This window comes from Streptomyces sp. NPDC041068 (assembly GCF_040647455.1).
Taxonomy (GTDB): Bacteria; Actinomycetota; Actinomycetes; order Streptomycetales; family Streptomycetaceae; genus Streptomyces.
Genome location: NZ_JBEZCG010000013.1, coordinates 145,631 through 171,386 on the forward strand (window position 1 = coordinate 145,631; position 25,756 = coordinate 171,386).

General features: G+C 67.7%; 19 protein-coding genes and 1 pseudogene. 8 read left to right on the top strand and 12 right to left on the bottom strand.

Annotated features, from left to right (window positions below; translation table 11 throughout):
- Nucleotides 1–7: 7 nt before the first annotated feature.
- The 8 genes from AB0B50_RS28910 to AB0B50_RS28945 form a co-directional block, all read right to left on the bottom strand.
- Complete coding sequence (locus AB0B50_RS28910) at nucleotides 8–1,285, bottom strand: beta-ketoacyl-ACP synthase II (RefSeq protein ID WP_362338164.1); 1,278 nt, start codon at nucleotides 1,283–1,285, stop codon at nucleotides 8–10.
- Entirely contained in the window at nucleotides 1,282–2,979 is a 1,698-nt protein-coding gene (locus AB0B50_RS28915; RefSeq protein WP_362338167.1) for a thiamine pyrophosphate-binding protein, read from the bottom strand. The genes AB0B50_RS28910 and AB0B50_RS28915 overlap by 4 nt, the downstream gene beginning before the upstream one ends.
- On the bottom strand, nucleotides 2,976–5,633 hold the full coding sequence (locus tag AB0B50_RS28920; protein ID WP_362338170.1) for an aldehyde dehydrogenase family protein: 2,658 nt from the start codon (nucleotides 5,631–5,633) through the stop codon (nucleotides 2,976–2,978). The genes AB0B50_RS28915 and AB0B50_RS28920 overlap by 4 nt, the downstream gene beginning before the upstream one ends.
- 489 nt (nucleotides 5,634–6,122) lie before the next feature.
- Nucleotides 6,123–6,641, bottom strand: a complete 519-nt coding sequence (locus AB0B50_RS28925) for a GNAT family N-acetyltransferase (RefSeq protein ID WP_362338173.1) — start codon at nucleotides 6,639–6,641, stop codon at nucleotides 6,123–6,125.
- Nucleotides 6,642–6,647: 6 nt separating this feature from the next.
- On the bottom strand, nucleotides 6,648–7,004 hold the full coding sequence (locus AB0B50_RS28930) for a hypothetical protein (protein ID WP_362338175.1): 357 nt from the start codon (nucleotides 7,002–7,004) through the stop codon (nucleotides 6,648–6,650).
- The gene (locus AB0B50_RS28935; RefSeq protein ID WP_362338178.1) at nucleotides 6,965–7,903 is read right to left on the bottom strand and encodes a YcaO-like family protein; all 939 of its coding nucleotides are present in this window, start codon (nucleotides 7,901–7,903) and stop codon (nucleotides 6,965–6,967) included. The genes AB0B50_RS28930 and AB0B50_RS28935 overlap by 40 nt, the downstream gene beginning before the upstream one ends.
- Complete coding sequence (locus tag AB0B50_RS28940; protein WP_362338180.1) at nucleotides 7,851–8,147, bottom strand: hypothetical protein; 297 nt, start codon at nucleotides 8,145–8,147, stop codon at nucleotides 7,851–7,853. Before AB0B50_RS28940 ends, AB0B50_RS28935 begins: the two co-directional genes overlap by 53 nt.
- Before the next feature lie 514 nt (nucleotides 8,148–8,661).
- On the bottom strand, nucleotides 8,662–8,850 hold the full coding sequence (locus AB0B50_RS28945) for a GAF domain-containing protein (protein ID WP_362338610.1): 189 nt from the start codon (nucleotides 8,848–8,850) through the stop codon (nucleotides 8,662–8,664).
- Nucleotides 8,851–10,809: 1,959 nt separating this feature from the next.
- Between AB0B50_RS28945 and AB0B50_RS28950 the strand changes: the two genes are divergently transcribed.
- The 7 genes from AB0B50_RS28950 (at nucleotide 10,810) to AB0B50_RS28980 (ending at nucleotide 20,979) form a co-directional block, all read left to right on the top strand.
- Complete coding sequence (locus AB0B50_RS28950; protein WP_362338183.1) at nucleotides 10,810–11,676, top strand: hypothetical protein; 867 nt, start codon at nucleotides 10,810–10,812, stop codon at nucleotides 11,674–11,676.
- A gap of 362 nt (nucleotides 11,677–12,038) precedes the next feature.
- Nucleotides 12,039–14,006, top strand: a complete 1,968-nt coding sequence (locus AB0B50_RS28955) for a hypothetical protein (RefSeq protein WP_362338186.1) — start codon at nucleotides 12,039–12,041, stop codon at nucleotides 14,004–14,006.
- On the top strand, nucleotides 14,003–15,796 hold the full coding sequence (locus AB0B50_RS28960) for a hypothetical protein (RefSeq protein WP_362338189.1): 1,794 nt from the start codon (nucleotides 14,003–14,005) through the stop codon (nucleotides 15,794–15,796). Before AB0B50_RS28955 ends, AB0B50_RS28960 begins: the two co-directional genes overlap by 4 nt.
- A 70-nt stretch (nucleotides 15,797–15,866) precedes the next feature.
- Nucleotides 15,867–16,547: a hypothetical protein gene (locus AB0B50_RS28965; RefSeq protein WP_362338191.1), complete on the top strand. Its 681-nt coding sequence runs from the start codon at nucleotides 15,867–15,869 to the stop codon at nucleotides 16,545–16,547.
- An 88-nt stretch (nucleotides 16,548–16,635) separates the two neighbouring features.
- Nucleotides 16,636–17,673 (top strand): protein phosphatase 2C domain-containing protein, encoded by a 1,038-nt coding sequence (locus AB0B50_RS28970; protein WP_362338194.1) that lies wholly within the window; start codon nucleotides 16,636–16,638, stop codon nucleotides 17,671–17,673.
- Entirely contained in the window at nucleotides 17,646–19,427 is a 1,782-nt protein-coding gene (locus AB0B50_RS28975) for a hypothetical protein (RefSeq protein ID WP_362338197.1), read from the top strand. Before AB0B50_RS28970 ends, AB0B50_RS28975 begins: the two co-directional genes overlap by 28 nt.
- Nucleotides 19,414–20,979 (top strand): hypothetical protein, encoded by a 1,566-nt coding sequence (locus AB0B50_RS28980; RefSeq protein ID WP_362338200.1) that lies wholly within the window; start codon nucleotides 19,414–19,416, stop codon nucleotides 20,977–20,979. The genes AB0B50_RS28975 and AB0B50_RS28980 overlap by 14 nt, the downstream gene beginning before the upstream one ends.
- A 24-nt stretch (nucleotides 20,980–21,003) precedes the next feature.
- On the opposite strand, the gene AB0B50_RS28985 is transcribed toward AB0B50_RS28980, so the two are convergent.
- From AB0B50_RS28985 to AB0B50_RS28995, 3 genes are all read right to left on the bottom strand, one after another.
- On the bottom strand, nucleotides 21,004–21,684 hold the full coding sequence (locus AB0B50_RS28985) for a Crp/Fnr family transcriptional regulator (RefSeq protein ID WP_362338203.1): 681 nt from the start codon (nucleotides 21,682–21,684) through the stop codon (nucleotides 21,004–21,006).
- A gap of 2 nt (nucleotides 21,685–21,686) precedes the next feature.
- The gene (locus tag AB0B50_RS28990; RefSeq protein WP_362338206.1) at nucleotides 21,687–22,181 is read right to left on the bottom strand and encodes a Pycsar system effector family protein; all 495 of its coding nucleotides are present in this window, start codon (nucleotides 22,179–22,181) and stop codon (nucleotides 21,687–21,689) included.
- A gap of 450 nt (nucleotides 22,182–22,631) precedes the next feature.
- Complete coding sequence (locus AB0B50_RS28995; RefSeq protein WP_362338209.1) at nucleotides 22,632–22,922, bottom strand: hypothetical protein; 291 nt, start codon at nucleotides 22,920–22,922, stop codon at nucleotides 22,632–22,634.
- A gap of 1,883 nt (nucleotides 22,923–24,805) precedes the next feature.
- Between AB0B50_RS28995 and AB0B50_RS29000 the strand changes: the two are divergent.
- Nucleotides 24,806–24,886, top strand: a pseudogene (locus AB0B50_RS29000) (Loki-CTERM sorting domain-containing protein); the annotation flags it as partial.
- 29 nt (nucleotides 24,887–24,915) lie between these two features.
- On the opposite strand, the gene AB0B50_RS29005 reads toward AB0B50_RS29000, so the two are convergent.
- Nucleotides 24,916–25,650 carry a DJ-1/PfpI family protein gene (locus AB0B50_RS29005; RefSeq protein ID WP_362338212.1) on the bottom strand — a complete coding sequence of 245 codons (735 nt, stop codon included), beginning with the start codon at nucleotides 25,648–25,650 and terminating at the stop codon, nucleotides 24,916–24,918.
- Between the last annotated feature and the right edge of the window lie 106 nt (nucleotides 25,651–25,756).

Here is a 25,756-nt window from a genome sequence, read left to right on the forward strand (position 1 = left end):
CGGGACCTCATACCGCTCGGACCACGAGAGCGGCATTGTGGCCACCGAAGCCGAACGAGTTGCTCAGAGCGATCCGCATGCCCTCGTGGTGCTGCGTCCGGTGCGCCACGAAGTTGATGTCCGGGTCGATCGGCTCGTCGCAGTTGATCGTCGGCGGGACGTCACCCGTGCGGAGGGCCTGAATCGAGGCCACGAGCTCGACCACTCCGGCGGCACCGATCATGTGCCCGGTCATCGACTTGGTGGAGCTGACCGGGATCCGGGTGACACGATGGCCAAGAACCTTGCGCAGGACGGCCGTCTCGGTGGCGTCGTTCAGCAGCGTTCCGGTGCCGTGCGCGTTGACGTAGTCCACGTCTGCCCCCGATATCCCCGCGTCGCGCAGCGCTGCCGCGACGGCAAGACACGCACCCCGTCCCTCCGGATGCGGGGCGGTCCAGTGATGAGCGTCGGAACTCGCTCCGTAACCCGTGAGTTCGGCCAAGGCCGTCGCCCCTCGCCTGTCGGCCACCTCGGCTGCCTCCAACACCACAACAGCGGCTCCCTCACTCATCACGAACCCGTCGCGATGCACATCGAACGGCCGGCATGCCGCAGTCGGGTCGTCGTTGCGTCTGGAGAGCGCGCGGGCGTTGCCGCTGCCCGCGAGGTCGACGGCGGTGACGCAGGCGTCGGCGCCGCCGACGAGGACGATGTCGGCCTCCCCATTGCTGATCATGCGCATCCCCGCGCCCACCGCGTCGGCGCCGCTGGCACACGCCGTGCTCTGGGCACGGCTGGGCCCCTGTGTCCCCAGACGCATGCTGATCTCGCCGACAGCGCTGTCCATGGCGGTCGTGACCTGGGTGAAGGGGCCGATGGCCCGTGGCCCTTTGTCGCGCAGCGTGTTCGCCGCCCGGTAGATCGACCCCACTGGGCCGTAGCCACTGCCGATGATCACGGCGACCCGCGGCGCCAGGCCGTCGTCGACGACGAGTCCGGCGTGCTCGCAAGCCTCCAGTGCCGCGGCGAGGGCGTACTGCGCGTACGGGTCGGCGCGACGGCTGATCATCGGGGGCATGTAGCGGCTGGGGGTGAATCCGCGGACCTGGCCGCCGATCCGGACTTCGAGACCGGTCACGTCGATCGCGTCCACGGTGGCGATGCCGCTGCGCCCGGCCAGCATCGCCGCCCATGTCTCGTCGACACTGTGGCCCAGCGGCGTCACTGCCCCGTACCCGGTGACCATCACCTGGCGCCGGGCCCGGCTGTGCCTGGCGTCACCTGGTTCTCTCGCGTCTGTCACTGGGGAACCACCCCGGCGTCGCGGAGGGGCGGAGGGATGTCGTCGGGAGCGACCTGCACCATGAGTACGGCTGTGCCTCCCCGTGAGCAGACCCGTCGCGCGGCAAGAATCTCGTCGGTCAGCGCGGTCTTGTCGCGCAGCACGCGATAGTGGATGTCCGACCCGTCCACCACGGGCGGCGCCGCTCCCGGGCGGGTGAAGGGGTAGCGTTCGGCGTCGAGGCCGAGGCGGGCGCGTTGGGCGTCCAGCCAGCCGTAGCCGCCGTTGCACAAGACCACGTACAGAACGCCGCCGTGGGCCGGAGCGGTGACGGCGATGTCCGCGCGGGCCGCGAGGAACGCTCCGTCCCCGATGAACGCGGTGACCTCATGGTCCGGGGCGGCCCGCTTGACGCCGATGGCCGCGGCCGCTCCGAAGCCCAAGGGGGTTTGCTCCGACGGCACGACGGACCCGCCGCCGACGTGGAAAGGGAAGCAGTAGGACCACATGTCCTGCAGGCCGTTCTCCTGGACCAGGACGCGGGGCTCGCCGGCGGTGGCGTCGAGCGCGGCGAGCAGCTCAGCGATGCGGATCCCCGGCAACGTCGCCGCGCGGACCAATTCCGCTTCCACCTCGAGAGACATGGCCTTACGGGCGACGGCGATCTTGTTCGCCCACACCCCGGTCGCGTCCGCGTGCTCGGCCTTACGGTCTCCGTCCAGCGCCCGCGACCAGCCGAGCACGGCATGCCGGGCGTCTCCGAGCACGCGCGGGCCCGCGAACTCGGCCGAAAGCCCGGCCGGATCAACGTTGACCTGCACCACCGCGACCGAGGGCCACGGCGTTCCGCCGTCGACGACTGTCTCCTCGAGTCGCCCGGCGAGCGACACCACCAGGTCACAGGATGACCACAGCTCACGGGTGGGGGCCGCGGCGTAGAGCCCGGCCACACCGCAGAACAACGGGTGGTGCTCGTCGACGGCACCGCGTCCGGACGCGGTGGCGAAGAGAGCCGCGCCGAGGCGTTCGACGAAGCGCTCGATCACACCGTCGTCGTTGCGGTGCCGCATTCCGCCGCCCACAAGGACCACCGGACGCCGGCTCGCGCGGAGCGCTGCCAGTGCCGGTCCCGCCACCACGGGAACAGACTCAAGCACCAGTGGTTCGGGCAGCGTTGGCTGCGGTCCGGTGACGAGGATCTCCGCCGTACGGACGTCATCGGGTACCTCCAGGTACACGGGTCCGGGCGGCGGCCCCACAGCTCGGGTCAGCGCCGTCACCGTCGCGGGGACGACCCGGTCGGGATGGCCCACCCGGTGCGCCCACCGTATGAGGGGCGCTGTCGCGGCGACCTGGTCGAGTTCCTGGAATCCGCCGCTGCCCCGGCGCCGTTCGGGCACGCCGGCGGCCAGCACGAGGACAGGTGCGCCGGACTCCCGCGCCTCGAGCAGCCCCGTTGCCGCATGCGTGACAGCTGGCCCTTTGCCCAGTGCGCAGACGGCGAGCCGGCCGGACTGCAGCGCGTAGCCGGTCGCCATGTACATCGCGTTGCGCTGGTCACGGCACGGCACGAGGTCCAGGCCGGCAGCGTCGAGGGCGCGAAGCAACTCCAGATCATCGCCGGGCAACCCGAAGCAGGTGTCCACCTCGTTCGCCACCAGCAAGTCGACGATCGCGGACCACGCGTCGGCGTACCGCTTGCGCACCTGGGTCACTTCCCACCCACCGTGACGGGGGCAGCCGCCGGGAGATTCTGCGCCACGGCCTGCGACATGAGCAGGGGTTCGGCGTGCCGCTCGCCGCCGTAGGAGATGTAGTTCGCCCTCATCCCGAAGCCGCCGAAGGGGCGGTTGCCGTCGTCGACGTCGAGCAGTGTCTGATTGACACAGGTGTGGTGGCGCTTGGACAGAACTTTCACCGTCTCCGGATCGTTTCCGTAGACCATCGCTCCCAGCGCACGTTCGCTGAAGTAGGGGGTCGACAACCGTTCACGCAACCGCCTCGCGCTGGGATAGGCCACGATGTTGAACACCGGGGCGAACATCTCGTCAAGGGGGATCTTGTCGTCGAAGCCCCACAGCAGCACGGTCGGCTCGATCCTGCGGGACGGCAGATCGATGTGCCCGCCGTGCCGGATGCGACTCACGTGCCGCACCAGGTAGTCCGAGCAATCCACCAGCGCCGAGTCGTAATAGATCGGACCGTAGTCGACGGCAGGGTCGCTGTTCTGCCCGAAACGCAGCGAAGCAAGTTCGGCGGACAAGAGCTCGACGAATTCCTCAGTGCGGCCTTTCGGCGCGAACACGACGTCGGGACCGAAACAGTCTTGGCCCGAGTTGTAGAGCCGGATATTCGTGACATCGTGTACGGCGCGCGAAAGATCGGCGTCGGGTGCGATCACGAAGGGGTTGATGCCGCGACCGAAGAAGAGGAAGAGTTGGTCTTCCGCCAAACCTTCGCGGACAGTCTCAGCATTGGAGTAACTGCCGGTGAATACGATGAGGTCCGCCTGGCGTACCGGTCCCGTCACGAACTTGCGCTGGCTGAGTTCGAAGAGCTGGATGGGTAATCCGTGAACCGGCGCCAGCAGGGCGTGCAAGCGCTGCATCTGGCTTTTGTTCTGAGAGGACGGCCGAAAGGTGATGCTGTCGCTGTAAAGGGACGCCACGAGCATGTGAAGCGCGTAGGAATAGAGCGGGATGTTGGAGGGCATGAAGACCGCGGCGTGAGGCACGCTGCCGGGCCGGACCCGGCGAATCTCTTCCTCGGCTCCATCGAGGGTGGCGAGGAACGAACGAACCTCCGCGCTGGCGGTGTGGTGGGGCGAGATTTCGGTGAGAATCCTCAGCACCGCGTCTACGTTGCCGGCCACGTACCGGCGCACTGCGCGCAGCGCGTCGACACGGTTCGCGAAGGGGATTTGATAGTCGGTCGCACCGACGGGCGAGTCGGACACGGTTGCGCCGATGGTCGTGTGGCGCGACGCGGACAGCGAGGTCATGGCGATCTTCTCCAGAACGGCCAGGTCGGGCTTCCCTGTGCTCGTCAGAGGCAGCACGGGAAGCACGACGATGTGGTCGGGCTGCTCGTAGCGGGCGAGCACGGAGCGCAGCACGCGTTTCCAGTGCGCAGGCTCGTGATCGTCCGGGTCCGCGATCACGAACACCAGACGGCAGCCCAGGCGCTCGTCGGGAACGGCGACAACCTCCGTCTGTGCGCCGGCGGACTCGGCCCGCTCGGCGAGGTGGTCGGGATAGAGCGTGTGGCCGTCACGGTGCACGGCGTGCTTGCGTCCGACCGGGAAGACCCGGTCGGCGTCGTCGAGCAGGCCGATGTCGCCGGTGCGGTGAACGGGACCCGAGACCGGAACGATCTCGCCGTCATCGCCCAGATAACCGGTCATCAGGCCGTCACTGCGTACGACGAGCTCACCGAGCCGACCGTTGGGAAGCGGCCTGCCGTAGTCGTCGTGGACTTCGACGACCACGCCGGGCAGGGGTGTGCCGCATCCGACCGCATCACCAGGGGGCGCCAGCGCGATGTTTCCCACCTCGGTGGCTCCGTAGCCGTCGAGCAGGTGCCGACCTGTGCGGGCGTGGAACCGGGCCGCCAGGTTGCGCCCCAGCGGCGCGCCGCCCACGCACCAGGCGCGTACCATCTCCAACGCGTCTGCGAGAGCGGGACGACGGTCGAGCAAGTTGAGCAGGCTGTAATAGGTGGACGGCGCCCCGTCGACGATGGAGAGGCCGTGGTCCACGCCCAGCGCAAGCGCACGGTCCAGGCGCGTGGTTGTCCCGTAGACCACGAGCGTGCCTCCGCCCAGCCACCAGCACAGGACCAGCGACAGGCCGTACTGGTGGGCGTACGGCAGGACGGGCAGGAAGACGTCGTCAGGCCGGTACCCCATGCGTTCCGCGCTGAGTGCGAGGTTGTCCAGAATCGAGCGACCGGAGCGGACAACTCCTTTGGGGCTGCCTGTCGTACCCGACGACCACGAGATCGCGGCGTCCTGGCGCCGCGCCCAGGCCGCGACGTCGGGCGCGGACGCCGTGTTCGAAGCGGGCCCTGGCGCCGCGGTGTCGTCCGTGGCGTCGCTGATCTCGAGCACCACGCGCGCCTGAGTGCGAATCTGCGATCGCTGCGACGGGGTGGCTCGATGATCGGCCAAGACCACCGAAGCGTCGAGGTGAATGAGCGCGAGCAAATTGACGACCCATTCTGGGGAGTTGGCCCCACTCATCATCACTCGCGAACCCGGTTCGATTCCGCGGCGCTCGAGAAGCTCGACGACGCCGAATACACGGGACGCGATTTCGCCTGTCTCCCAGATGTGCCCCTCGGGCGAGATTAAGCGCCTGAAAATGGGCAACTCGCGCTCCTTAACACCAGGGGGTGTTTTCAATTTCCTGGACGCGCACTTCTGTGAAAAATTCTGTTCAACAAGGTAAATTTGAACAACTATCCCATGCCTGCAGAACGGTGTCGAGTACCGTATCGACACTCCATGACACGTGTGAGGTCGTTGAGTACACAGTGACACAAGGGATGTGGCGGGTGGCCATTTTCGACCGGTGAATTCACGGCGCGGCTATTGTCCGCGCGCAAGTAAACGTCGCCCCCGGTCGAGACGTGCGTGTCCCAGCCACCGGCAGTCTCCCTCATTGAGATAGGGGGCGCGCAGGCGAGACGCACTGCTCAACACACTTCCCTCTGCGGCTGATTCATGGCCTGAGGACGGTCGAGGGGACCGACCAGTCGCATTGAGCGGAACAGACACGTGAGGGGACGGGAGTCCTTGTGCGCCGAGAATTCGCCCTATCCAGACCTCGGCCTCGGAAGCCCCCGCGTCCGGTCTGCGTCACCGGACGTCACTCAGTACGTGCGTGGTCCAGGTCCGGAACCTCCGCAGTCCCATGCGCTCGTAGAAGCCTCCGGCCGCCATGGGGTTCGTCGCGTCGACGTCCAGGACAGCCCATCGGTAGCCCTGTTCCCTCGCCCGGGCGAGGGTGTGGGTGAAGACGGCGCGGTACAAGCCCTTGCCGTGCAGGGCGGGCTGCGTACCGGCGTTGGCAAGGTAGACGCGGTCGGTGCACGTGTCCGTCAGCTCGGTGCACAGCAGGTAGCAGAGGGTCTCCTGGTTGCGCTCCGAGAGGAGGAGGAACGAGGACTCGGGCCTGTAGCAGGGGCTTGCGGTGATCGTGTGGCGCCACGTCCGCGCCGTCATCGGAGCGCTGCCCCAGTTGTCGGTGAAGATTGCGTTGCGGGCCGCCAGCAGCTTCGCGTCGAACGCGTCGTCGAAGGGCACGATCTCGGTGCCGGTCGGCATCGCCGGTGCACCGATGGGCCGGTGGTTGGCCAGATCCAGCTCCAGCCGCATGCCCCACTAACTGCGCTCGCGCCGGTACCCGGCGGCGTCCAATGCCTCGGCGAGCCAGCGCTGGCCGTGGTGGATGCGGACATGCAGCTCCAACGGGGTGCCGTCGTACAGCTCGTGGTGGCGTCGGGCACCAGTGCTCCGGCACCAGGCGAGGAGTTGGCCGATCATGGACGCAGTGGGGTGCGCGGGGTGCATCGCGATGTCGAGGGTCAACTGGTGGACAGGATCGGCGTGTTCCTGGACGCGCGTGGCCGCGTACGCCACCGCCTCGCCGCCGGACCAGACAGATGTGGTGCCGCCCTCCAGGTCGACGCCTGGAGCACTCAGGTCCTCGCGGACGCCTTCCGCGCCCCGGACGACCACTCCGATCCCGTCGGCCGCTTCGCATGTGGTGAGCAGTGCCGCCACCCGAGGGGCGTCGGTGAGGGCGAGCGGGCGCCACGGCGCTTCAGCCACGGCTGCGGGCCGCCATCCCACGGGCCGGGTACGACGACTTGCCCGTCGGTGACGAGCATGAACCGCTCCAGTCCCGGCACGAACACATTGACGACGGCGAGGTCCGCGGTGACGTAGTGGTCACGCCGGTAGGCGGTAAAGCCGTGGCTGCGCAGGACGGCGATGAGCTGGTCGAGATGCCCCTGAGGCGCGTCCGGAGCCACCGTGTCCTCGTACGCCCTGAGTTCGGCCGAAGGCAGGGCGGCGGTGAAGTCCGACAGGTAGCAGGCGTGCAGCTTCGGGTACGGACCGGTGTCGTCGCGCTGCTCGGGCAGCGAGTGTGCGTACTGCTCGCGCAGACCCATCGTGCAGTGGACCTGTACGAGTTCGCTCACGGCGCGAGTGATGGCGTACCGGCGCGACAGCGAGGCTCCCCACCCGCAGATCCGGGCCGGCCGCCCCCGAGGGGCGGGCAGGTAGGCCATGTACGCCGGGACACCGAGGTCGGTGGTCATGTCGATCAGGTGGAGCTGTCGGTCCGTGCGTGCCGCGGCGAAGGCGAGGAGCGCGGCCACGTCGCCCGGCAGCGTCGTCGGGTCCACGACGGCCAGGCGCCCGGGCCGCTCTCGGAGGAACTGGCCGATCAGCAGCGGGGAGAGCGCGTCCCTCTCGATCAGCTCGTTGATCGCCTGTACGGCGGCTTCCACCGGATCGGCGCCGGCAGCCCAGCCGTTGTTGACCGAGTAACGGCCGACCGCACAGTAGTCATAGGTGTCACCGGCTTCCCGGCGGGCCCGCGCTCCCGCCGCCCCCAGGTATTCGGGCATGGACAGGAAGCATGGACAGGAAGAGGGGAACGTACGCGTCTGGTTCGCCGGTGAGTGACCGGTACGGCAGGCATCCCAGCGGCTGGTCCGGCGCCTGGCCCAGGAGGTGGACGGCGATGTCGCGGCCCAGCGGGCCCTCGGCGAGGTCGTGGCCGTGTGCCGGCCGGATCTCCGCCGGGTCCAGTCCCCCCACGCCGCAGAGGTAGTGCTCCAACGCCTCGAACAGGGCTCCAAACCCGCCCATGAGCACAACCTCCTGAGAGTGAGGAAGCGGCCGCATGGCCAGCGGCCGCGAGCCGGGACACGGCCCCCGCTCGGGGAGCGCCCGGCCACTCAGCGTGACATGCCGCCAACGTTATGTGAATCCGGCACCATTTCAGCCACTTGCGCAGGAGTCCGCCCATCTACCGTTTCGCATCGGTCGGTTCAAAACCTGCTGAAACGTGTCCGCCGGGTCGACGGTCGCCTCACGGTGCGACGTACATCGGGCCGTCGCTCGCGCCGTGACATGGCCCGCGCCCGTGCGGGCCTTGGTTGCTCATCACCAAGATCCGGACCATTCACGGTCCAACAAGTCGCCGAACGCGGTAGTCGGCGACGAAATGACAGGCCGGCCCCGCTGGATGGCGTGTACCACCAGCAGACGAAGAACGTTCTTGTTTCATACAGTCCGAAGAAACTTGGGTTCTTCTCGAGCCTCAAGTCGTTTGCCTGGAAGTACCATTGCGGCACAGGCAACCGGATACAGAAGTCCGTAATCAACTAGGCGCCTCGCCCCGCGCCCGGATCGGCACCCCCAGGAACGAGTGCATCGGCGGGTGGTGCACGGGGAAGCCGGACGACGTCGGGTGCTCGGACGACTCGGTCAGCCGCAGCGGCTCCGGACTGCGGATCAGCTCGCCCAACAGGCCGTTTCCAGAAGGCAGATCACCGATCTGAGCCTGCATCACCTCGAAAATCCGGGCTGGTCGGCATTGTCGCCAAGGTACGCGGTGGTGCCCGCAACAGTAAGGCCCATGGTCTGTTCCAGATCGGTCGCCCAGTTCCACAGAGGCGGCCGTCGGCAGCGAGGACATGGATGTGGCCGCTGGGGTTCCGCACGAGCAACAGGGGTTGATCCCCCGAGTCCGCCACGGTGACATCGGCGGCCTCGGCCGGAACGGTGTGCCAGAAGCCGGCGAGCGGCCGACCCCACCGGTAGCAGGCCCTGATTCGGCCGGCGTCGACGACGTACACCTCACCGGCCGGACCGGCAGCGAGAGAGGTGGGCGACGTGAACTGGTGCCAGATGTCGCGGAGTTGAAGGGACCGGAGGTCCAGAAGGAGGATCCGCGAGTTGCCGCTGCCGGCGATCAGCAGGGCATGGCGTCGCGGAAGGTGGAGCACGCCTCGAGGGGTATGCAGTCCGTGGGCCCCGAGCCAGCCGCCCAGGCACACGGTCACCTACCTATCGGGGTCGCAGGCACGGGCGAGCAGGAGCCGGTCCGTAGTGGGGTAGGTGAAGAAGACGTCGCCGTCAGGCAGGGCGGCGACACCGGCCGGCCCTTCGGGCATCGTGTCGCCCCCCCTCGGGCGGAAGCGGGTCGTCGACGGCGGGCAGCGACTCCAGTCGCAGTCCTCCGTCGGGTCCGGTTTCGAGACCGCTGCGTTCCATGCCTAGCCAGCGGCCCTCACGGTTCAGATAGCGGTATGCGGACGGCTCCGGCATGGCCCACTCCTTGACCGCGCACCAGGTGACGCCACTCTCGACTGGCCCTGTCGAGCAACACAGAGGAGAGAAGGGCAAAATCGCCCGCGTACAAGAGGAGCGGCACACGGCACTCGAACCCTTCGGGCGTCGCCTCCTGCACATAGGCGGGGCCATCGAGCAGCACCAAGTCCGGCTCCTCCCCCGCTCCCGGAAACACCAGCGGGCGGTGTCCGTCGACGCGTGCCGTGTAGCAGGGGGACACGGAATCCCCCGGCCCCCGCACGGACCTCTGCCCACAGGCCGAGCAGTCCTGATGCACTATCGCCCGGCTCCCTGTACCAGTGCTGCCACTCGGTAGGTCCGGTCCCGCAGACGACGCCGGGGCGCTCTTGGGGCCGCACAGTGCGGCGCAGCGTTGCCGAAATGTCCGCGCTGAGGCGGCAGTCCAGTATTCCGGCTCGGGCCAGCGCGATACTCCAGCCTCCTCCCCGGTCGTGTCCGACCACAGCCACCAGGCCAAGCACGGCGGCGGCTTCGACAAGTCCGCCTTCGCCGTGGGCTGGGAGCACGAGCAGGTCACCTGCCCGCAAGGAGAGGTGAGCCGACACTGGTGACCGCTGCGGATCAGCGGTCACGGCTACATCCAAGCGGTCTTCGACAAGACCGTCTGCCTGGCCTGTCCGGTCCGCTCCGATTGCACTGCTTCCGCCCCGTCCCCGGGCACTGTCCCTGTTGCCCACCCGTGAACCTGCGCCGGTCCCGCTACCGCGGCCTGCCCCACACCCATTTGGGTTGCCGCTTCCCCGGGCATCCGTGCCGACGAGGCGAGCAAAATACCGGCGTCGTCCGCACCGCACGGAAGGACCTCCGTCGCTCAGCGATGGCGCATGCCTGGCGACAGCGAGATGGCGATCGTCCTCAGTTCGACAAGATTCGTCTGCCAGCGCACCACAGGATGGCGCAGTCACCGTGGAGTGGCCGAGCGAAAACCCAACACACCAGAGCAAATTGTCAAGAATCAACAGTTTTTATCATTGGAACACAAAAAGATTTGATGGCTTTTGCTCATACTCGCTTTATATCCTGTCATGGCGACTGATGTTGCGTCAAACATCCTGTCTTGTGCGCCACTTGGCGCAGACATGGCCTCTTCCAAGCCGTTGTATGAAGTCGCCGGGGGCGCTCGTGGCCCCTGCCCGAGCGCTGGAGGACGGATATGGTGTCGCCGGATCCGCACGGCTACTGGATCGTGCTGCTCGATATCGAGGACTTCAGCCTGCGCCCGGAAGTCGCCCAGGCGACGCTGCACGGCGAGTTGTACGAAGTGGTCGAGTTTGCACTCGTCCGGGCCGGGCTCAGCCTTGCCGAGTGCCCGGTTCAGGACCGCGGGGACGGGATGCTGATCCTGGTCCCGACAGGAACCAGCCCGACCAAGCTGCTGCGGGAGTTGTCGCGCGGCCTGGAAGACGCGCTGCAGGAGCACAAGGAGAAGTACAACGAGAGCCACCGCATGCGGCTGCGAGTCGGCCTCAACCAGGGGCTCGTGATTCGGCAGGGCGTGCGCTGGACCGGTACCGCCATCAACGACCTGGCACGGCTGGTGGATGCCGGTCCGGTGAAGGACGTACTCACGCGAGCGCGGCGGGCCCAGTTGGTACTGGTGGTCTCCGAGAGCGTTCACACGTCGGTCGTGCTGGGCCACTACGCGGGGATCGACCCGGCGGCCTATCTGCCCGCCGACTTCATCACCAAGCACGGCGAGCAACGCCGGGGCTGGGTCACCGTGCCCGGCTACTCGGCGCCGCCCGGACTTCCCGCGGGTCCACCGGCGCCACCCGGCGGAGCAGATCAAACTCCGTGCCCGGGCAGCCACGTGGAAGGAGGGGGCGGACCGGCGGGCACGACAAGTTCAGTCTCACCATCCACGGGCGTCATCCACGATGTGACGGGCAGCGCGATAGCGACGGGCGGCGGCGACGCGTTGCGCGTAGATGGTGACTACTTCGGGGGCGACAACGTGCACGGTGACAAGCACGTGACCCAACACGACATCTCGTTGAACAAGTCATTGGACGAGTCATGAGCACGCCCGGCCCCGGGCCGACCGCCAACGGATCCCCGCCTCCCTCTTCCCCTCCATCGCCCGCACCGCCCGCTGCCGCCAACGGCCCGAGTGGTGGGGGGTCCGGAAGCGGCACATCCCCGCCGGGCGGAGACGGCGGGGACGGGGCGCAGCAGCCTGCTGATGGCGGGACCCTGCAGCCACAGGGCACTGAGAGCGGTAGCGACAACGTCGGCACCGGTACGAACGCCCAGAAGGCCACCGCCCGTACCGGGCAAGGCAGTCTGCGCGCCGGCCTGCTCCGCGAGGCATGGACGCACATCGGCGGGGACCGGGTCCAGGGCAATAAGATCATCGTCCAGACCGTCGGCGAACGCGGCGTCGTGCTGCGCACTCTCTCCGCGAGCACGGTGGAGACTGTCCGCCGCGCCTTCCAGGATCCGCCACGCTGGGACGAGATAAGCGCCGACGCGTGGCGGCGCCGTTCCGTCGTGCTGCGGGGGCCCGGCGGCGCGGGCAAGACCGCGGCTGCGGTGCGGCTGCTCATCGCCGCCAATGTGAAGACCTGGTACCGGCTCGACTCCGTCGACGACCTGGCCCGCCTGACGGAGCTGAAGCAGCTCGGCAGTGGTGCCGGCCTGATGCTCGACCGGCCCCCCGACCTGGGAGGGTTGCGAGGTTCGCTGCTCGAAAGTCTGGAGGATCTGCTGTACCGGGCCGACGCCCGCCTGGTCCTGATCGCCGGTCCCGAGGACGAACTGGGCCGCGGCGTCGCCGAGTACGTACAGCGGATCGTCCGTCCGAATAGGCTTTACACCGTGCTGGACGCCCACTTGGCGCACCACTTGGGCGAGGAGGAGGCCGAGCGCGTACTCGCCGCGGCCGGGGTCGCCGAACTGGCCGACGAGCTGCTGGGGGACGCGGCCTGCCGTGACGCGGCCCGGCTCGCGGAGGTGCTGGCCCATGAGTACGGCCCCGATGCCCTCGGAGCGCACCAGGAACTGGACCTCGATCTGGACCGCGTCCGGGCCCGCATGGATCAGACCGGCGGCGAGGGGCCCGAGGAGTGGTTCGAGGGGCTGAGCGACACCGTGCTGCGCGCCCAGGCCGTCGCTCTCGCCGTGCTCGGCGGGCTGCCTCAGGAGGAAGTGGCGCTCGCCGCGACCGCCCTGGTGGAGCGTTTCCGCAGTGAGCGCGGTGTTCTCGCGCCCAGCGTGCAACAGGGCCCCGTCCCGCTGCGCCAGGACCCCTTCGCGCAGTCCCGCCGCCTGTTCGCCGAGCAACTGCGCTCCAGGACCGTGAGCTCGGTGACCCAGGGGAACTACGGCTGGCTGCCGTGCACCATCGCCGAGTACCGCATCTCCGACTACCCGGCCAGGATCATCCGGCACGTCTGGTCGGAGTACCGAGTTCAACACGACCTCATCGGCTGGCTGGGCGAGTTGATCGACTCCTCGTCGCTGCCCGTGCGCAGTTTCGCGGGAACGGCGCTCGGACTGATCGCCGCCGAGTCTTTCGAGTTCATCGGCACCCGGATCTTCGACCACTGGGCCTTGGACGAGGACAGCGGACCGCTGCGTCGCGAGGCCATCGCCTACGCACTGAAGGTCTGTACCCGCGACCCCGCGCTGCGAGCAGGCGTGCACAATCTCGTCAACGGCTGGTATTTGAACGGCGGCTGGCAACTGCAAGCGGCGGCTGCCCGCGCCTACGGGCTGTGCCTGGGCGGTGCCGACCTGGGCACTGCCGTCGCGGCTCTCACCCGGCTCGGCACGGTCAACCACATCGACGTGGCCATCGCGATCGGCGACGGCTTCGCCGACCTGGTGGCGGAGGACGTGTCGGCGCACGCCCCGGTAGTACTGCGCGCCATCGCGGAGATGGTGCACGAACCGCGGAGCCGCGCCTGTGGCCACCTCGTCTTTCTGATCCTCGCCGACGGCCTGGTCACCGAGGATGCGGTCGCCGGCACCGGGCAGCCGCGCAGCCGCCCCACCTTGCTGCACCTGGCCGCGCGGGAGCCGCCCGGCGGTGAACTGCGGCGGCTACTTGGCTACTTGTGGGCGGAGGTGATTGGCGGCGAGCTGTTCGGCGAGGAGGCCGCGGACGTGCTTCAGCGCTGGGCGTCCCAGGCCGAAAGCGAACCACTGCTCCTCGACGACCTGGTCCGCACCCTCGTGGAGGACGTAGCCGCGCGCAGTCACCGAGTGAACCTGATCCTGCAGCGTCACGTCTCGCGTTGGAACGAGCGCGACTGTTTCCGTCCTCTGCCCCGCTCCGCGGCGGTTCTCGGCAGCGCTTTGCGCTCGGCCCCGCCCGGTTTTCCCGCTCAGCCAGGAGGTTCCCGGTGAACCAGCCGGTGTCGTTGATCGTCAGTCAGTCGTCAGTGCCTCGCGTCGTCATGGGCCCGACCAAAGCGAGGGAGCCTCATCTGGCCGTTGTCTACGCCACCGCTGCCGGGGAGGTGGTGTGCTTCGACGGCCGTCCATTACGTCCCGGGCAACAGTTCCTCTCCAAGTACCGCATGCGGTACGAGGTCGACATGCGCCCACAGAGCCGCACCGCCGTGCTCGGCAACAATCCGCTGATCTCCCGGGACAGCGTGCACGCATTCGAGGCGACCATCACGTTCACGTTCCGCGTCGACGGCTGGAAGGGCGCCGAGGACTGGGTGCGCTCCGGTCTGCAGGACCCACTTCCCGTGGTGCACAGGCACCTGATCAGCCAGTTCCACGCGGCAGGACAGCACTTCGGTATCGAGCAGTCCATCGACCTCCAAGGCCACCTCAACCAGCTCTGCGCCGCACCGGCGCTTCTGACATCGGGGCTGCTAGTGGATGGCTGCCGCGTGACGGTGCGTCCGGACGCCAAGTCACTGGCCCACCTGGAGACTCTGGTCGAGGCCGGTTGGAAGGAGCAGACCGGCGCCGCCGAGCACGTACCGAATGTCGGTGCCGCCCAGCGCGAGGGTGAGGTCGCGTCGATCAAACAGACCTACGAGATCCAGGCCGCCCAGCGGCAGAGCGCTGCGTTCTCCGGAATGCTCATGAACAGCGAGGGACTGATCCAGCACTACCTCAACACCCATCCGCATGATGCCGCCGGGGCGTTCGACATGAGCCGCCAGCTGGAGGAGGCCCGCGCCAACACCGCCGAGCTGCAGAACCAGCGTGCACTGGGCCTGTTCCAGGTGATGGCGGAGAAGGGCCTGATCCAGGCCGGCGACCTGGACCTGCTGCGCCAGCAGCTCACGGGCCAGGTCGGCCAGGCCACGGGCGGCCACGTCCCGCACTCGCCTACCGCGCCGCCCCAGCTCCCCAGTACACGCCCATGGGATCCGCCAGCCCAGCTCACTGCCGCGTCGACCGCCGCCACCCCTACGCCGACTGTAGTGGTGCCGACCGTACCGCCCGCGCCTGCATCGACCACGACGATTGCACCGACCACCCCCGGGGCACCATCGGCCGCGCCCGCCTCCTTCTCCGGCGCCGCACTCATCTACCTGATCATCGACGAGTCGCTGGACCGCGGCTGCCTGGACGAACTCAACCGAGGCCTCGCCACCCTGCACACCGCGCTCTCCAGCGCACCCGCCGCCTCCGCCGCCCTGCGCCTGTGCGTGCTGGGCATGGCCGCCGGTACGGAGCTGCGACTGCCCCTGGACACGGTGCTGCCCAGCACCCGGACCCCCATCCTCACCGAGCGACAGGGGCTGTCGTACGAACACGCCTTCCGTACCCTGCACGCGCTGCTGAGGCAGGACGTCGCTTTGGTCAAGACCCAGCGCACGCAGGTGCTGCGACCGATCGGGTTCTTCGTCACGGGCGGAGTCCCCGGCGAGGGCTTCGCGTGGCACGCCGCCTACCAAGACCTGGTCGACCAGGACGGCAATCCAGTAGCACCGCACGTGATCGCGCTCGGCCTCGGTCGCGCGGAGGCACGAGCGGTCCGGGTCGTGGCGACCCGTCCCGAGTTCGGATTCATGGCCGCGCCCCACCAGGACGCGGCATCCGCCGCGCACAGCTGCGCCGCGTTCCTGCGGAACACGATCGTCGCCTACGGGCAGCGCTTGAGCTCCGGAGACCCGCAGTTCTCGCTCGTCGCTCCGGACGGTTTCCGTGCGGCCGAGGACGCGCTCTGACGTTCCCACAACTGACGTTTCATATCTGAAGACAGCGACCGTGAACGGACAAGGACAAGGACAAGCGACGATGGTGGAAAGCAACAGGGGGCACTTGCTCCCCATCTACGTCCTCGCCGACGAATCAGGTTCGATGATGACTCATATCGACGACCTGAACGACGGACTGAGGTCTCTGCACCAGGCACTGCTCGGCGAGCCGATGGCCGCGGCCAAGGTGCGCTTCTCCGTACTGGGTTTCTCGGATGACGTGGTCGAGCGGGTCCATCTGGTGGACCTGCGCAGCGCCGACGAGTTCCCGCTCCTGAGCACGCGCGGCATGACGAGTTATGCGGCGGCCTTCGAGGACCTGATCAACCGTATTCCCGTCGAGGTCAAGAGCCTCAAGGCGGAGGGATACCTGGTGCACCGGCCCGCCGTGTTCCTCTTCAGTGACGGCATACCCAACAGCAACGAGGACTGGCAGGGCCCTCACCGCCGGCTCACCGACCACGCCTTGACCCTGGGGGCACCGAACATCATCGCCTGCGGGTTCTCAAACGCCGACGCGGAGATCATCAATCAGGTCGCCACTCAGCCGGAGTTCGGATTCGTCGCCGACAAGGGCGTCGACGTCGGCCGGGCCATCGCCAAGTTCTGCACCGCGCTCACCAAAAGCGTGATCGCCTCGGGCCAGTCGCTCGGGTCTGCCGCTCCACAGTTGGTGGTCGACAAGCCGGAAGGTTTCACTGTCGCGATCGACGTGATCTGAGGTGTGGTGGCCATGCAAGCGCGTCGCAGAGGACCCGCGAACGCCGCCGCAGAAGCAGAAGCGGAAGCAGCCGAAGGAGCGACACCCCATGCAGGAGTCCCCGGATCCGACACCGCACGCATTCCGGACCTCGGTGGATCCCCCCTACGACACCATGGCCGACGGAAGCCCGCCCGCTGAGATCACCAAGCCCGCCTCGGATGCCACTCCCGAGCTTGCTCCGGCCCCTGTGCCGGGCGACCTCGCCAAACAGTGGCGCCCAATGAAGGTGGGTACACCGGCGCCTGTCTTCGAGCCGAAGCCGCCCTCGGGTCTGTCTTACCGCCCGGATACCGTGTGCGACGGCTGGTCGACGGAGGCACTCCACCTGCGTCTGGCCTCCGTACGCGGTCTCCAGCACCGTTTCGACGGTCGTCCTCGCGAGGACGACGTGGCGGCTGCCTGCGACAGCATGACCCGGACCGTGGTGTTCGCCGTCGCCGACGGCGTCTCCGGCGCGCGGCAGCCGCACATCGGTTCGCAGTTGGCTTGCCGCAGCGCGGTCGACGAAATGCTGGCCCAGGTACAAGGAGACGGCGGCGGTTACGTTCCCGACTGGGACAAGGTGTTGTCCACGGTGCACTGGCAGCTGCTTGAGCAGGCCCGGCGCATCCTGCGCCATCCGGACGCGGGGCCGAAGGACACAGCTGAGCTACTGGCCACCACCCTTGTGGCCGGGACAGCGACGCCCACCGGACGCGGCGTCGACATCCAGCTGATCTCGGTCGGGGACTCCGGGGCCTGGCAGATCCAACACGAGAGGTTCTACCGGTTGGTGGGCGGGAAGTCGGCCGGGGCGGACGGCTTGATCTCCTGCGCGGTGGACCCGCTGCCCTTCCTGCCGTCCAGCGTGATCCGCCCGCTCTCCTTCGGGTTGGAGCAGGGCACGGTCCTGCTGGTCGGCACGGACGGCTTCGGTGACCCGCTGGGCGACGGAACAGGAGCCGTGGCCCGGCTGTTCTACGACAGGCTGCGCAGTCCCATACCACCACTGAGCTTCGCTCACCTGCTGGACTTCTCGCGGGAGACCTTCGACGACGATCGCACGCTGATCGCCCTGTGGCCACGCGCAACCGAGGTGCCGTGATGGTGTTCTGGGTTCGGCCCGACCAATTGGGCGACTACCCGGCTCACCACCTGGGCGAGGGTGGTCAGGGAGTCGTTTACGCAGTGCCCGACCCGCCGGGAAGGCTGGCCGGCCAAAATCTCGTCTACAAGAAATACAAACCGGCAGTGGGGAGCGACAGCGACGCGCTCCACAACATGATCGTCTTCTTCGACGAACTTCAACGGTCCCACCTGCCTGACCACACTTTTCTGGCGCAGCGGCTGACCTGGCCGCTGGTGATGGTCTACGAGGGCAGCCCGCCGACCGAGCTGCCGCCCTCCGTCAATTCCGGCACGCACGTGCTGGGGTTCCTGATGGCACGAGCAGACAAAATGTACGAGTTCAGCCTGCTGGGGGATGTGAAGCTGCGGGCGACGGAATTCCTGCTCAACGACGACAGATATACCCAGAGGATGTTGGGGGCGCCCGTCGACGACCCGGCCCGGCTACGGGTGCTCATCGATCTGTCTGCGATACTCACCCGGCTGCACCGGCACGGAGTGACCGTCGGTGACCTTTCCCCGAAAAACATCCTGTTCACCCTTGCCCCGCCGGGGCCCGGATGCCTGTTGATCGACTGCGACTCGATGTGTCTCCTGGGCAGGGACACGCTGCCGCAGGTGGAGACGCCGGGGTGGGAGACGCCGGAGAAGGCGAGGGCCACAGCCGCCACGGATACGTTCAAGTTCGGCCTGTTCGCCACCAGGCTCTTCAACCGGCACCAGCACAGCACGGACCTCAGCGGCCTTCGGAGCGTCTCGACAGGTCTGGCGAACCTGGCGGAGCGCAGCAGGAGCTCTGATCCCCGCGGCCGGCCCGAGCTCGCGGAGTGGCTCCAGGCACTGGAACAGACCCGTGGGCGGGCGAATTCGTTGCAGCCAAACCCCCAACGCACAACATCACAGACGAACCCTCGACCGCAGCCGAACCCGCGACCGCAGCCATCTCGCCCCCGCTCCCGGCCCGCCGGTCCACTGCCCTTCCCGCCTCCTTTCCAGCAACCGACGCCGCCCATGCCCTGGGCCGCGATACCGCCGCAGCCCGGCACAGGCCGGGCCGCCGCGCGGCAAGCCGCCGCCACGCCATCCGCCGCACTTCCCGTCACGCCTCACCAGACGACGTCTGCCTCGTGGAGCGGGTGTCTGATAACCATCGTCGTGGTGTTGTTGGCGATCATTGTGGTCGCCGTGCTAGTCGCGGTGAACTCCCCGGATTCCAACAGCGACTCCTCATCGGCGCCGGCCTCCGACCTCAAGAGCGAAACCCTCCTCAGCTTCCCGCCAAAGGACAGCGGATCCCCCGAAAAGGCAACGGCTCCTGGGGCGAGCGTCAACTACACGCGAGTGGCCGACGAGGCGGAGGCGGACGAGGTCAGTGTTGTGTTCGCTCGCTTCTACGGGGCTATCAATCTACGGGACTACGACAAGGCCCTGAGGTACTACGATCCCAGGACAAAGATCATCGACCTCAACTCCGACTCCAGCCGCAAGGGCTGGGCGCGCGCCATGAGCACCACTAAGGACAGCAGCATTGTCCTAAGCGCCCTTTCCACGTCCGGCTCGTACACGCTCGCCACCGTGAGTTTCCGCAGCCACCAGGACATCGGCTACGGACCGCCTTCGAACCCTGACGACACCTGCACCGACTGGACGGTGACCTACCAGCTCACCCACACGAAGGGCTACCGCATCCTTAAAGCGCCCAGCGAAGGCGCGAGCCATGCTCCATGCTGAGTCGGGCGGCGAACCATTCGCGTATTGGATCCTGTTGATCCACGTGGACGAGCTCTCCGGGCGTCCGGAGGCGGTCCAGACGAAGCTGAGAGAGACGCTGGACGGATACGTGCGGTGGGCTCTGGCGGACGCACGTGTACGAGTCAAGGACTGCCGGCTACGCGATCGGGACACCGGCCTCGCCGTCCTGGTTCCCTCCTCGGCGCCCTCGGCCCCCCGTCTGCTGCGCGACTTCGTCCGTTCCCTCGACGACTGTCTGAGCGGACACGACGAGGCCTTCAATAGATCTCACCACCTGTCGGTGCGGGTGGGCATGCACCATGGACTGGTAGCCGTGCGCAGAGGACACTGGTCGAGCCGGGCTATCCATGAGCTCACCACGCTTGTGGAGGCCACGCCGGAGCAACCCCCGCGCGGGGGCTCCGGGTTGGTGCTCGTACTCTCGAACACCGTCCATCAGAGCGTCGTGCTGAGCGGGTACCCGGGTATTCGCGCCCACGACTACGCGCCCATAACGATCGCGGCCACGACCGACGACCGGAGCCTCGTAGGCTGGGTGACCGTTCCACGCAGGGCGGGTCCGCCGCGCTGGGCGCCCCGAGTCGTGGCCGCACAAGACGAATCGTCGCCACGAACCGATCCCGGCGGTCATCGCGCCGAACCGGAAGGACAGCCGGTGCCGGGGATCTCCGGCCCGCTCATTCACCCGGACTTCCGCCTCGGTGACGGAGGGCAGGGCACGGTGTACGCGGTGGTGCGCGAGGTGCCAGGGCTGCACGGTCCGCTCGCCTACAAGGACTACAAGCCTGGGGTGCTGCAAGACGCCGGTGTGCTGGATGAGATGGTGCGGTTCCTATGGGACCTGGAGCGGCACTCACCGGCCGACCACGCCCTTCTGGAGTCCCGGCTGGCCTGGCCGCTGCGACTGAGCCACCGGAATGGCCAGCCCTGCGGATTCGTCATGCGAAGGATCCCCCCGGAGTACACCCTGAACATCCCGCATCTGGGCGTGATCACGTCGCTGCATTTAGAGTTCCTACTGAACCCTGATGTGAACCTCAACCGCCTGGGACTGTCCGTGAACGATGAGCAGCGTCTGCGGCTGCTCAAGGACTTGGCAAATACTCTACGCATACTCCACCACAACGGAATCATTGTTGGTGACCTCTCACCGAGGAACATCCTGTTCCGCCTGGACGTCTGGCCGCGCTGTCTGTTCCTCGACTGCGATTCAATGCGGTTCAGAGGGCAGGACGTGCTGCCCCAAGCGGTGACGGAGGGCTGGGATGTACCTGAGCGCGAGAAGGCCACACCGAATTCAGACAGGTACAAGTTCGGGCTGGTCGCATTGCGGTTGTTCAACCGGGACCAGAACAGCACGGACAGTGCCGCCCTCGGACAGCAATCGGCCGAACTAGAGGTGCTTGCGCAGCGCAGTGTCACCGCGGAGCCGGGCGAACGGCCGGAGTTAGCCGAATGGATGGTGCCGCTCGAACGGGCACTCGCCGGCGGCAAGCCGGACCTGTCCTGGATCAGTGTCGATGTTGTCTGATCGAGCCCGGTCGAGTCGTCGTGCTCAGTCGCCAAAAGCCTGCGTCTTCAGCTGGTCCACGGAGCGGATGAGCAGGGACTGTCGCCCCGTCACAATCACGCCCTGCCGCCGCCATTGCTCCAGTACGCGGCTGACCGTGCGTCGGGAGCTGAGCACCAGGCCGGCCAAGTCGTCCTGGGACAGGGACAGGGTAAGGCGCCGACCGGCGCCGCCGGGCTCGGTGTGACCACAGCGTTCGGCCAGGTCGAGGAGGAGGGCCGCGAGTCGGGCATGGACAGGTTCGGTGATGCTGGTGCGCTGAAGGTCGGCCTCACGCAAGCGCCGGGACAGCGTCTGTTCCAACGCCGCGGCAACGTTGGCGTTGCCGCGGGTGATCGCGTGGAAGCGGTGAGCGGGCAGGTGTATCAGGTCTACCGGGCTGGCGGTGTACAGCGACGCGGATCGGCGACGACCCTCCAGCCCGGCCTGCTCGCCGAGAAGTTCACCGGCACCGCGCAACGCGAGCAAAGCCCGGTAGCCAGCGTGGGAGTAGGTGACGACCTTGACCCAGCCGCACAGGACCACGATCAGATGGTCGGAGTCGTCGCCTTGAGCCAGAAGCTGTTCGTCGGTCGGCACCGAGATCTGGGCCCCCACCCGACGCAGCGCGGTCCGGTCCGCAGGAGCGAGAGCCTCCCAAAAAGTGGTGGGGCGGCTGGCCGTCATGGTCAACTCAGCAGCCAGGCGAGGACGATGGACACTGACCCTATGACGGCGAGTGTCAACGACTGCCGTATCCGCTTGTTCTTGACCCACACGACCTGACTCATGGTCACCAGCTGATGGGTCAGGCTCTCCAGCGGGGAGGTCTGGCGCAGCCTCTCGGCGGGGCGCTCCGATTCCCAGCACCGGAGGTCACCGAAGTAGACGAAGTGGTTCTCCCGGCTATGTCCGGGCCCGCTCCGCAGACGCGGGGCGACCACGGAGACGGAGGCGAGCGCCGACAGCCCGAGCAGCGACGCGCCCAGCCAGAACAGGGTTCGCGGAAGCGCGTCGTCCAACTCCGTCAAGCGATGTCCGGAACCGGAGAGCGCAAGGACCGCGCCCAGCGCCGCCGACTCCAGGGTGAGCGCGAAGCTGGCCTTCGCGTCCACCTTGCCCGTCCATTCGACGAGCACGCCGTGTATCCGCCAGGCAGTCTCCACCGGATCAGTCTCTGCCATGGAGCGCCCCCGGGTCCCGGGTCGATGACTGCACAAGCATGCAGGGGATCAGTGTGGCACTGAGAGGGCTCCACCGCCCTGCCCAGGCACCGAATCGTCAGTCGACCGTGACTGAACCGCTCCGGGATCGCCGACCAGTGCGACCAGAGGCCGAAGTCGATGACGTCGGTTCAGCCGTAGGCGTTGCTGACTGCTTTTTCCTGGTCAGCATGGGTGAAGATGAGGTATCACCAGCAGACGAAGAACCGTCTCGTTTCGTACTCACCGAAGAAGCTCGGCTTCTTCTAAGGATACACAAAAGGGCGCCTGACCTGGTCTTTTACCTGTCAGGTGCCTTCCCCTCGACCCGCTCACAGCGAGGCCCGGATTTTGCTGTGGCTCCCCGTTCCTCCCATCGCTATCCCGCTCGTGACCATCGTTTCCGGACCAGTCACGGACCAAGGCCCCCACTCACCCAGCGGATGCCATGCCTTGGCTGACACGGTTCCACTCCTCCATGGACTGCTCGATGAGACGGTTGGCCTGCTCGCGGACGCTGTCCAGGAACTTGGCGTAGTGCCGGAAGAGGACCTCGACGCTCTGGCCCGCCCGACGAGCACATTCGGCCGGGTCCACACCGGAGTACAGCCAGAACGAGATCCCGGCGTGCCAAAGATCGTAGGGACGCTTGGCCAGCCCGGAGGCAAGCTCCGTCCGGGGCAGGACGTTCTTCCTTCCGCGCCCGCGCCCACGTCGTGCCATAGGCAGCTGCGTCCACGTAGTTGCCCACCTGGTTCCGGAACAGCCGACCATCCGGCGCCACGCCGAACCGTTCGATGTGACGCAGAAGGATGCGCACGAACTGCGGCGGGATGGGCACGGGGCGGGTCGCGGTAGCCGCACGACGCTTGAGCGAGTGGATCTCGTGTACCGCGCCGTCGTCCGTCCATTCCTTTCCCGCGGGGACGATACCGCCCGACAGTTTGGGCATCCCTCCGCCGCGAGCAGCCGGGCGACCTGGGCCGGGGTTGGGAACCGCGGCCCAGGTCACCTCCTCGTTGACCGCCGGAGCGTTCCACCTGAGCCCGTTGAGCGGATTCTCTGCGAAGTACCCCTTTCCGACTGCAGTGTTGAGCACCTCATTGAAGGCGGCCTTCTTACGCCGTGCCGTCTTGGCCGCAGCTGTCTTCCGACCAGCTTGCGGCACGGTGCGTCCAGCGCCTGTCGCAGCACATCGGCTTCCGCGAGTGCGCTGACGGGCAGTGAGTTCCGCTTCAACCAGTCCAGGGCCTTCCGCCACTCCTCGGTCGGCTCGTCGGCCCATGCGTTCTTGTTGAATGCCCACGAGTACAACGCACGCCACAGCACCCGCGGCTCAGGATATGTTGCGCCAGGGTGCACCAAGGCAGGTGTGATGGTGGCGAAAGCGTCGGCCAGAGCGCGGCGGGTGTTGCCCGGTCTACGGTCCCACCTTCGGTCGAGGTATTCGTGGGCAAGGTCGTACCACGTCGTCCGTTGCTCGACAGCTCGCAGCTCGGACGCCGGCAGACCTGTGTGTCGGTCGAAAGGCTCACCGTCACGCGCCGCCGTCATCACCTTTGAACGCCTGCTGTCGGCGAGCCCGAAAGATTGCTAACTGGCCCAATGACAAAGCCTTCCTCGGAATGCCCGCCGACACTGCCACCGGCCTCACCCACATTGGCGCCCGCGAATACGCCCCAGGTATTGGCCAATTCCTCAGCATCGACCCAATCCTGACCCTGGACCCCCGCAGCCCACCGCACGCCCCGCCCATCACTGCCAGTGGGAGCCCGCGCCTGGCCGCGGCCCTGTTCCGTCACTACCTGCGCGCCGTCACCGTCGGCAGCCGCGAACATCGCCTCGCTCCGACCGGCGCCCTACCAGAGGCCGCCCTCAGCGAATCCCGCTGTCTCAGCCGACGTAACTGGCCTTCCCTCGCCCGTGCCCACAGGAGGCCCATGACCGACTTCTCGTCCTACTCCGTGCGTCTCGCCGAGCACGCCGCCAGTCCGATCAAGACCCTGGGCGATCACCTCTACCAGGTCACTCCGCACCAGGCAGCCGAAATCCTCGGCACAGTCCTCGACCTCCAAGACGGCCTGCTGACCCGGGTGACCGACCTGATCGGCACCGGGGGCCAGTTCGCGCAGAGCCAGGCCCACCGCGGCATGCTCCCGTCCGAGGTTTGGCTTGCCATGGGCGAACTCCGTGCGTTCGGAAAGGACTCGACCAGGCGACCCTGCAAGCGGGCTGTCAGCAACGCGGACGCCTCATCCGGGGCCTGTGCCCGCCCCTGCCTCCGCGGTTCCTCGGCTGCCGCAGAGCGCATCGGGCGAAGTCGCACCGCACCGGCGTCAGTAGCCGGCGCGCATTCCCCGCCAGTGTCGCGGCCAGGGCCAGCGCGGTCCACGCCATCCAGCGCAGCCAGCGCGCAGAGCGCGGAATTTGCAGCAATCCAGGCCCTCCAGCCTGGGGAGAATCCGGGGAGTTCGAGGGCTACTGGGGAGCGCGCGGGGAGAACCGGCTGCATAAGACTGCAGCATCCTGAAAGCACTTGAAAGACCAGCCTGCGCAGGCCAGAGCCACCTTCAAGGAAGAACACACAGGTCAGGCCGAACGGGGCGTTCGGGTATCCGTTCGTGATTCTGCTGATGGCCGTGGTCTGCGTGAGTCTGTACTTGATCTTCAAGCGGCGGGGTCGGCTGCAGCGGGAAGCCCATGGGCCCCGCTGCGGTCAGCTCTTCGCGCGCCAGACGGTGCCCCGGCGTTCGTACTCCAGGACCATCTCGGCACGCAACGCGGTCTCCGGGCCGTAGAGGCGCTCGGCGAGCCAGAGGGCCAGGTCGAGGCCCGACGTGACACCGCCGCAGGTGATCAGGTCCCCGTCGTCCACCACGCGCCCGTACGTGAGCTTCCCACCCTGCTCGGCGAGGTCCTCGCGGGCCGCGAAGTGCGTCGTGCACGGTCGGCCGCGGGTGATCTTCGCCGCCGACAGGACCATGACGCCGGTGCATATCCCGCCCATGATCAGTCCCGGCCGCTCGGCCTTGGCCAGTGCGCGCGGCAGTACGCCGCGCCTGATCTCGTCATCGACCCCGGACCCTCTCCCGTAGCCCCCGCCCGGCACGAGCAGGACGTCCGCCTCCTCCGGGGCCCAACGGTCGCGTACGTCGAGGTACATGCCTGCCGACGTCCGTACGGTGCGGGGGCCGTCGGCGGTGACGAAGCTCTGCTTGATCCGGCACTTGGCGGCGTTCGCGAGGATGCCGAGCACCTCGATGGGGCCCGCGAAGTCCTGCTCCTCGACGTCGTCGAACAGGACCGTGTGCACGCGCAGTTCGCGGGTGCGTTCGCTCTGCGGCTCGGCGGCGGGGGTGGCTGCGGAGGCGACGGCGGAGGAGGGGCCGAGGCCCAGCGCGGTTGCGGCCGTGGCCGCGGCGCCCGTACGGAGAAGGTGTCGGCGCTGCATGTCGTGTGCTCCTTGGGTCGGTCGGGGAAGGAGGAGTGACGCACTGAGTTGGTCGGCGTCAGCAATGCGCTGGTTCCGAGCTGCGGAACGCGGGCCAGATGACTGT

Bases quoted from the DNA above. Each gene is read 5' to 3' on its own strand.
- AB0B50_RS28985 (WP_362338203.1), bottom strand. From the start codon at position 21,684: ATGACGGCCAGCCGCCCCACCACTTTTTGGGAGGCTCTCGCTCCTGCG.
- AB0B50_RS28950 (WP_362338183.1), top strand. From the start codon at position 10,810: ATGGTGTCGCCGGATCCGCACGGCTACTGGATCGTGCTGCTCGATATC.
- AB0B50_RS28940 (WP_362338180.1), bottom strand. From the start codon at position 8,147: ATGGGCGGGTTTGGAGCCCTGTTCGAGGCGTTGGAGCACTACCTCTGC.
- AB0B50_RS28995 (WP_362338209.1), bottom strand. From the start codon at position 22,922: ATGGCACGACGTGGGCGCGGGCGCGGAAGGAAGAACGTCCTGCCCCGG.
- AB0B50_RS28925 (WP_362338173.1), bottom strand. From the start codon at position 6,641: ATGCGGCTGGAGCTGGATCTGGCCAACCACCGGCCCATCGGTGCACCG.
- AB0B50_RS29005 (WP_362338212.1), bottom strand. From the start codon at position 25,650: ATGCAGCGCCGACACCTTCTCCGTACGGGCGCCGCGGCCACGGCCGCA.
- AB0B50_RS28990 (WP_362338206.1), bottom strand. From the start codon at position 22,181: ATGGCAGAGACTGATCCGGTGGAGACTGCCTGGCGGATACACGGCGTG.
- AB0B50_RS28945 (WP_362338610.1), bottom strand. From the start codon at position 8,850: ATGCAGGCTCAGATCGGTGATCTGCCTTCTGGAAACGGCCTGTTGGGC.
- AB0B50_RS28970 (WP_362338194.1), top strand. From the start codon at position 16,636: ATGCAGGAGTCCCCGGATCCGACACCGCACGCATTCCGGACCTCGGTG.
- AB0B50_RS28965 (WP_362338191.1), top strand. From the start codon at position 15,867: ATGGTGGAAAGCAACAGGGGGCACTTGCTCCCCATCTACGTCCTCGCC.
- AB0B50_RS28935 (WP_362338178.1), bottom strand. From the start codon at position 7,903: ATGCCCGAATACCTGGGGGCGGCGGGAGCGCGGGCCCGCCGGGAAGCC.
- AB0B50_RS28980 (WP_362338200.1), top strand. From the start codon at position 19,414: ATGCTCCATGCTGAGTCGGGCGGCGAACCATTCGCGTATTGGATCCTG.